General features: G+C 65.6%; 4 protein-coding genes and 3 pseudogenes. 4 read left to right on the top strand and 3 right to left on the bottom strand.

The features are described from left to right. Positions 1 to 95: 95 nt before the first annotated feature. Together XCSCFBP4642_RS0115830 and XCSCFBP4642_RS25015 are read left to right on the top strand one after the other, a co-directional pair. Positions 96 to 710: a plasmid pRiA4b ORF-3 family protein gene (locus tag XCSCFBP4642_RS0115830; protein ID WP_033898448.1), complete on the top strand. Its 615-nt coding sequence runs from the start codon at positions 96 to 98 to the stop codon at positions 708 to 710. A 71-nt stretch (positions 711 to 781) separates the two neighbouring features. After that, a pseudogene (locus XCSCFBP4642_RS25015) lies at positions 782 to 2,613 on the top strand (ABC transporter ATP-binding protein). Between the two features lie 645 nt (positions 2,614 to 3,258). Here the strand turns inward: XCSCFBP4642_RS25015 and XCSCFBP4642_RS0115815 are convergent. Next, positions 3,259 to 5,067 (bottom strand): DUF885 domain-containing protein, encoded by a 1,809-nt coding sequence (locus XCSCFBP4642_RS0115815; protein ID WP_029220656.1) that lies wholly within the window; start codon positions 5,065 to 5,067, stop codon positions 3,259 to 3,261. 233 nt (positions 5,068 to 5,300) lie between these two features. On the opposite strand from XCSCFBP4642_RS0115815, the gene XCSCFBP4642_RS0115810 reads away from it, so the two are divergent. Both XCSCFBP4642_RS0115810 and XCSCFBP4642_RS25010 read left to right on the top strand, forming a co-directional pair. Further along, a complete protein-coding gene (locus XCSCFBP4642_RS0115810; RefSeq protein ID WP_033898447.1) occupies positions 5,301 to 5,657 on the top strand; it encodes a GFA family protein in 357 nt (118 codons plus the stop codon). An 8-nt stretch (positions 5,658 to 5,665) separates the two neighbouring features. Continuing rightward, positions 5,666 to 6,458: pseudogene (locus XCSCFBP4642_RS25010) on the top strand (DUF4349 domain-containing protein). A 192-nt stretch (positions 6,459 to 6,650) separates the two neighbouring features. Here XCSCFBP4642_RS25010 and XCSCFBP4642_RS0115800 read toward each other — a convergent pair. Together XCSCFBP4642_RS0115800 and XCSCFBP4642_RS27270 are read right to left on the bottom strand one after the other, a co-directional pair. Beyond that, positions 6,651 to 6,944, bottom strand: coding sequence for a hypothetical protein (locus XCSCFBP4642_RS0115800; protein ID WP_029220654.1), 294 nt, complete (start codon positions 6,942 to 6,944; stop codon positions 6,651 to 6,653). A 78-nt stretch (positions 6,945 to 7,022) separates the two neighbouring features. Next, positions 7,023 to 7,863, bottom strand: a pseudogene (locus XCSCFBP4642_RS27270) (DUF2867 domain-containing protein); the annotation flags it as partial. Between the last annotated feature and the right edge of the window lie 24 nt (positions 7,864 to 7,887).

Below are 7,887 nucleotides of genomic sequence, written 5' to 3'. Positions count from 1 at the left end.
TGATACTCATCACGCCACCTCGTTGGCTTCAGGTGACAGCAGCATCCACCCAGCGCGGCGCAGATCCTGCGACAGGCGGCTGATGGTCAGGGCTAATCAGGAAAAAGAAAGCCGCGCAGCAGGCCGTGCAGGCGCCGGTGCCGATTTACCAACTGCGTATCGCACTGGAAGGCAGTGCGCCGCTGGTGTGGCGCCGTGTGCTGGTAGCCGGATCATTACGGTTGGCGACCGTGCACCGCGTGCTGCACACGCTGATGGGGTGGAGCGGGGTGCACCCGTACGAGTTCGATCTCGGTGGCGGGCGTTATGGTGAGGCCGGGTTGGATGTGCCGGAGCGGTCACGGCTCAAGCATGCTGCCAGGGTCACGTTGCAAAGCGCGGTGGGCGAGTTGGAGGAGTTTGCGTATTTCTACGGTGCCGGTGCGGGCTGGCATCACCGCTTGCAGGTGCAAGCCATATTGCCGCCGGATGCAGGCCTGCGCGTGGCGCGCTGTCTCGATGGTGCCAATGCCTGCCCGCCGGAGAGCAGTGGCGGCATCGACGACTATCAGGCCTTCCTGCAGATCATGGCCGACCCGGACCACCCGCAGCATGTGCAGGAGGTGGCCACGCTCGGCGGGCGTTTCGACCCGGCGCAGTTCGATGTGGCGGAGATCAATCGGCTGCTGATGCGCATCCGCGACCAAGCGCGGTTAGCCAGGGTCGGCTGAGCAGGCACCGCACTGCGGCTTGACGCCTGATCGGCTAGCCTGGGTGCCCGGTGTCTCGCGATATGGCTGCAATGTTCCGCTGGTTCGAATCCCTGATCGATATCTTTCCGCCCATCGAGCGGGAGATGCCGCCACGCAATGTGTGGCGTTTTTATCTGCACTACCTACGTCCGTTGTGGCCGATCCTGCTGGCCACGCTGATCGCCGGGCTGTTGCTGGCGCTGGTGGAAGTGGCGATGTTCGACTTCCTGGGCCGCATCGTCGACATGCTCACCGAGCGTCCGGGGCCGGACTTCTTCCGCCGGCATGCCGGCGAGCTGGCGTGGATGGCAGCGATCACCCTGATCGCGCGGCCGTTCTTTACCGGGCTGCACAATCTGCTGGTCAACCAGGCCATCGTCCCCGGCCTGAGCAACCGCTCGCGCTGGTTGATGCACAACTACGTGGTGCGGCAGAGCCTGGGCTTCTTCAACAACGACTTTGCCGGCCGCATCGCCAACCGGGTGATGCAGACCGGTACCTCGTTGCGCGAATCGGCGGTGCAGATGGTCGATGCGCTGTGGTACATCGTGGTCTATACCGGCAGTGCGCTGTGGCTGTTTGCCCAGGCCGACCCGTGGTTGATGGCACCGCTGCTGATCTGGCTGGTGGTGTATGTCGCCTTGATGGCGTTCTTCGTGCCGCGCATGAAGGCGCGTGCCTGGGTAGCGTCGGACGCGTGTTCCAAGGCGACCGGGCGCATCGTCGATGGCTACACCAATATTTCCACGCTCAAGCTGTTCGCGCATGCCGGCCGCGAAGAAGCCTACGTCCGCGATGCCATCGACGAACTGGCGGTCAAGCATCGCGGGCAGACGCGGGTGACCACCGCGATGGACACCGCTATCGCCATGGCCAACGGCTTCCTGATCGTGGGCACCTGCGCGCTGGCGCTATGGCTGTGGAGTCGCGGCCAGATCAGTGTGGGTGCCATCACCCTGGCCACCGGCTGGTGATCCGCATCCACAATATGTCCGGCTGGATCATGTGGACGGTCAACGGCATCTTCGAAGATATCGGTACCGTGCAGGACGGCATGCAGACCATCTCCCAGCCGGTGCAGGTGCAGGATGCGCCCGATGCAGTGCCGCTGCGCGTCTCCCAGGGGCAGGTGCAGTTCGAGCAGATCCATTTCCATTACGGCAAGCGCGGCGGCGTGATCGCCGGGCTGGACCTGCAGGTGCGCGCCGGCGAGAAGATCGGCCTGGTCGGGCCCTCCGGCGCCGGCAAGTCCACCCTGGTCAACGTGCTGCTGCGGCTGTACGACCTGGAACAGGGGCGCATCCTGATCGACGGGCAGGACATCGCGCGGGTCACGCAGGAAAGCCTGCGCGGGCAGATCGGCCTGGTGACGCAGGACACCTCGCTGTTGCATCGCTCGATCCGCGACAACCTGCTGTACGGGCGGCCGCAGGCCAGCGAAGCGCAGATCCTGGACGCGGTGCGCAAGGCGCGCGCGGAGGGGTTCATCGAGACCTTGGTGGACGGCGAGGGCCGGCGCGGCTTCGATGCACACGTGGGCGAGCGCGGGGTCAAGCTCTCCGGCGGTCAACGCCAGCGCATTGCGATCGCGCGCGTGCTGCTCAAGGACGCACCGATCCTGATCCTGGACGAGGCGACCTCGGCACTGGATTCGGAAGTGGAGGCGGCGATCCAGGACAGCCTGGACGCGCTGATGGGCAACAAGACGGTGATTGCCATCGCGCACCGGCTTTCGACCATCGCGCGCATGGACCGGCTGGTGGTGATGGATTGCGGCCGCATCGTCGAGACCGGCACGCATGCGGAGCTGATCGCACACGGCGGGCTGTATGCGCGCCTGTGGGCGCGACAGACGGGTGGGTTTGTTGCGGCCGATGCGTGACGGGATGCTGTGTGCGAGAGCCGCGTGACAGGGGAGTGCGCGTTCACCGCTTGCGAGCGCAATAAGGATGGTCTGATCAACGCAGCCGGAAAACGAAACACGCCACATCCGCCGCGCTGAGGGCGCTCAAACCCCCGGTTTTTTGCCGTTTTCGGCNGTCCGCTTGCGCTTGCTGTTGTACTCCGCGTCGCCGAAGGTCAGTTGCATCGTCATCGTCCTGGTGCCTCTGTGCGATTGTCGCAGGATCAGGGGGAGTTGTTCAGAGTTTCCATAAGCAATGACGCAAGCCCCTCTCCTGCAGGAGAGGGGTTGGGGCGAGGGTACGGGGCGAAGCCACTTGGTGTGTCCTCTGGAGGCATGTGGCGACACGTTGGACCGCGCAGGCGGTGACAACTTCGCAAGGCGCCCCTCATCCGCCCTTGCGGGGCACCTTCTCCCGCGCGCGGGAGAAGGAAGAACTGCAGTCCTTCGTTCGCCTGCAGCGGCAAGCCCCTCTCCCGACGGGAGAGGGGTTGGGGTGAGGGTACGGGGCGAAGCCACTCGTCAGTTGTGCCACACGAGGTTTCGTCCGTACCTCATCCGCCCCTGCGGGGCAGCTTCTCCCCCATGAAGGGGGACAATGTCCTGATGGGAAAAGGGGATTCATCACTCGATCGGCTGATCCAGCATCAGTTCGCGCGCGAAGCGCACCGGCGGCGCACCATAGGACAGCATCTTGTCGTGGTAGGCCTTCAGGTTGAAGTCTTTGCCCAGCTTCTCCTGCACCGCCTTGCGCGTATCCAGATGCTCCTGCACGCCGACGAAGTAGGTCGGCAGCTGTGCCGACGACAGCTGTGCGCGCACCCATTTACCGGAGGCCTCGCTTTCCTGCTGGAAGGTGTCGTGAGTCATCAGGTGCATCGCCTTGTCGCGATCCCAGCCGTCCACATGCACGCCCTGGTCGAGGATGGCATTGGCGATGGTACGCAGGTAGAACTTCAACTGCACCAGGTGGAACAGCGGGTCGTTATCCAGATAGCCCTGTTCCTGCATCATGCGCTCGGTGTATACCGCCCAGCCCTCGGCGAACATGCCCGAGCGCAGCACCGCACGCAGCGTGGAGGGGAACTTGGCCGAATGCCAGCCTTCCAGGTAATGGCCCGGCGTGCCTTCATGGATGCTCAGCAGGTGGATCATGCGGGTGTTGTATTCGCGCAGGAACGAGTCGACCTGCTTGTCGTTCCAGTCGTCGGGAATCGGCGACACCGCGTAGAAGGTCTTCAGGTTCTTGTCGAGCGGGCCGGGCGAATCGCAATAGGCCACTGCCACGCCACGCTGGAATTCCGGCATCAGGATGATGTCCACCGGCGAATCGGGCAGCGTCATCAAATCCTTCTGGCGCACGAATTCGGTGGACTGCGCCAGCGCCGCCTTGGCTTCGTCAACCACCTTGTCGCGCGCGGGCTTGTCGGCGTAGGCCAGTTCCAGCGCCGCCTCGATCGCGGCCTGCTGCTGCTCGTCGTTGGGCGATTCGGGCAGCTTGGGAGCGCCGGGCTTGTCCTTGAGCACGGTGCGCGCAATGCCGTACATCTCGCCCCGCACGCGCTTGAGTTCGGACTCGGCACGGCGCTTGATGTCTGCACGCGACAGCGACGACAGCAGCGCGAACTTCAGCTTCTGGTCGTACTTGTCTGCTCCGACCCGGAAGTCGCCCTTGGCGTTGGGCACCAGCACGGTGTCCAGCCAGGTCTGCTGCTCGGCGACGGCCTTCTTCAGGTTGTCGATGGCCGCTTGGGCGCGCGCCGCTTCGATCGGGCCCAGCTGGCTGATGTTGGGCGCGATGAAGGTATCGACGATGCTGAGGATGCCCTGGTTCTGCTTGGCCACCGTCTCTGCATGGATCTTCGGCACGCGTGCCGGGTCCAGGTTGGCACGCGCCTGCGCAAAGATGCTGGGAATCTTTTCCATGCGTTGGGTAGCGGCGCTCAGGCGCTCGGGCAGCGGTGCGAATTCGCGCGCCATCAGCCCGTACAGGGCGCTGCCGGCCAGGCTGTTATAGACCTGCGGATCCCAGGCCCAGCTCTGCAGCACCTCGGTATTCCAGATCTCCGATTGCAGCTGATTGCGCAGGATGGCGGCGTCCACCTGGTTCTCGCGCGAGAGCTTGGCAACATCGACCGCGTCCAGTTCGGTCAGCAAGGTCTTGTTGGCTTCCAGGCCGCGCTCGCGGCCACCGTCGCTGAGGTCGTCGATCTGCGCATCGAAGCGGTGGTCGCCAGTCTGCGTGGCAGTGACCGGCGACAGCTGCATCCAGGTGCCGAGTGCACGCTTGGACAGCGCGGCAAACCGCGTATCCGGGGTCTGTCCATCCTGCGCGCCGGCAGCGGGAGTGGCATCGGTGCGCGGAGATTCGGGCTGTTGCTGGCAGGCACCGAGGCCGGCAAGCAGGGCGAGCACAAGCAGGCGTTGACGCATCGTGGATCCTGGTAAGAGCAAACCGCCAGCATAGGGATCTGTGCGCCCGTTCGCATCCGCCATTGGTTTAGAGTGGCCACCGAGCAGTCCCCGACCCGATCAGGCGGGCGCGACCGCATGCTGTTGCCGCAGCGGCACTGCAGCTGGCCTCACCCAGGGCCGGTGGTGCATTGACAACGGTCCATGGTTCCTGAGTCATGTCCCAATCGCATCCTTTTCCAAGGAGCAAACCCATGCAGTACGCCGGCAGCTGTCATTGCGGACGCATCGCGTTCGAGCTCGAAACCGATGTGCCGATCACCGAAGTCTACGATTGCAACTGCTCGTTGTGCCGCCGTCGCGGCGGGCTGCTGTGGTTTGGCGCGCGCTCACAGTTGCAGCTGCACGCGGTCGCGCAGGAGTTGGGCAGCTATCGCTTCAATCGGCAGCATATTGCGCATCACTACTGCGCAGCGTGCGGCATTGCGCCGTTCAGCGAGGGCGCCAACCCCAAGACCGGGGAAGCCAATGTCGCCGTCAACGTGCGCTGCATTCCCGACCTGGATCTGTCCACGCTGAGCGTGCAGAAGGTCGATGGGGCCCGCCTGTGAGGCCCGGCATGCCGCGGTATGCGGCGCTGTTGCTGATCGGGTGGATGGTGGCGGGCTGCGCGCGGCCGCAGGGCGACATGGCTGCGGATGGCGGCGCTGCGGCACCGCCGGCGCCGGTTCCCTCCGGTGCGGCACTGGCCTATGAACACGATGTCCGCATCGAACTGCCTGCCGATCAGATCGGCGAGCGCATCACCGCGGTGCGTAGCGCCTGCCAGAACGCGCAATACGGCACCTGCGCACTGCTGACGGTGGAGCAGAATGGCGGGCGCGATCCTGGCGGTAGCGTCAGCGTGCGGCTGGTGCCCGAGGGCGTTGAACCGATGGTGCAACTGGCCGGCCAGCACGGGGATGTGGCCGCGCGCAGCACGCGCGCCGAGGATCTGGCCCAGCAGATTGCCGATACTGGGCTGGCGCAGGCGCGGCTGCAGAAGGAACACGCGCGGCTGCTGGAGCTGCAGCAACGCCGTGATCTGGCAGTGGGCGACCTGCTGGCGGGTATCCAAGCGCCTGGCCGACATCGAGGCCGAGGCGCAACAGACCCAGCAGGACGCGGCGCAACAGCAACGTCGCGTGCGCACCCAGTTGCTGATGCTGCACTTCAGTAGTACCGGGGGCGATCAGGGCAGGGGCGAGATCGCCGAGGCGGCAGCAGAGTTCGGCCAGGTGTTCGCGGCCAGCGTGGCATTCGTGATTCGTGCGGTGGCGGCGCTGCTGCCGGTGGGCGTGGTTGCCGCAGTGCTCGGCTGGCTGGCGCTGCCAGCCTGGCGCTGGCGCCAACGGCGCCGCCGGATGTCCTGAACCAGCACGCGGTGGCCCGGACATGACGCGTGACGCGTTATGTCGGGTAGGCCAGTTGCGCTAAACAGGGGTCTCGAGTGCGGATGCGCCGTCTGCACCTTGCAGGCGGCGCATGCAAAATGAAATCAGAGGCTGCCGCCGACTGCAGCGTAGCGATGCGCGCATGCGTTGGTCGGCCCCCCGACACGATGCTCAGCCTTCGTCGTATTCGTATTCGACGAACACATCCAGCTGCAGTGCCAGTTCCTGCACTGCGTCGCGCACCTTCTGCGCGGTGGCTTCGTTGCCGGCATCCACTTCGAATTCGTGGCTGCCCGGACCTTCATCGTCGGAGAGGCCGGCCGAGCTGGAATCATCGTCGTCCAAGTGCGGCATCAGGTCGTCGACTTCTTCTACGTGCTCGATACCTTCGATGCTCTGCAGCAGGTTGGCGATGGCGCGCGCGTCGTCGTCGGTACCGGTGATACGCAGGCGAAGAGTGGGCATGGACGTGTCCTGGGAATCGGGGACCCCAAGCCTAGGCAGCGCGAGGACAAAACGAGGTGATGGCGCCGCCGCATCCGTTCACAGCGAATGCGCCAGCCAGGCATCGCTTGCCGCCTGTTCTGCATGCAGCAGGCGCTGCGTTGCGGCGCGCAGCATGCTCGGCACGATGTAATGGTAATGCACGCGATGGATGGAGGCCATGTACAGACGTCCCCGCCAGTTGCGGCAGCTCACCTGCATGGCCATGGTCAGCACGATGCGATGGTCGCCGATGCGGCGCAACCCGATCGAGGAACGAAAGCGCAGATGCGTGTCGTCGGCGCCGAGGACGGCCTGGACCTGCTGCCCATCGGCATCGCGACGTTGCGCCAGCACCGGGAAGCGCCCGGCGAACAGCTGCTTTGCAGACGGATCGAGCAAGGACGACACCGGGCAGCCCAGGCGCGAGGTACGCAGCCCCAGCGGCTTGACCATCAGGTTGCGCAGCCGCATCAATCCGCTCACCCCGCTCGGCGGCGGATCCACGAACGCCTGCAGCAGATCGCAGAGCACGCCCTGCAGGCTGTCGCTGCGCAACTGGCGCGTGTCCAGCTCCAGCTGGTGGCTGTCTTCGAAATGCACGGCCTCGCCGAGCTGGCCGCGCAGCAATGCATCGGCAGGCAGCCCTGCAGCGGGCTGCCTGCGGCACGCCCAGGCGCGTGGCGGCAAACCCGGGCCGACGCACCCGCGGCAGCGCCTGCCGCAGCCGGCCGCTCCAACGGCGCGCGCGGCTGCAGGCGCGTTGCTTCCAGCTCTCCGGCCTGACATGCAGAGAGAGCGACTCGGTGGGAACATCGTTGGTGGCCAGCGGCGTGGCCTGCAGCAGGGCGGTCACCGAGGCCGGCAGCAGCTCGGTCAGGCTGGCGATGGTGGCCTGGCCATGAGGCAGGACACTGTCCCGCGG

Origin of the sequence: Xanthomonas cassavae CFBP 4642, assembly GCF_000454545.1 — a bacterium.
GTDB lineage: Bacteria > Pseudomonadota > Gammaproteobacteria > Xanthomonadales > Xanthomonadaceae > Xanthomonas > Xanthomonas cassavae.
Note: the sequence above shows the minus strand (reverse complement) of the source record. Positions and strands in the feature narration are given on the sequence as shown.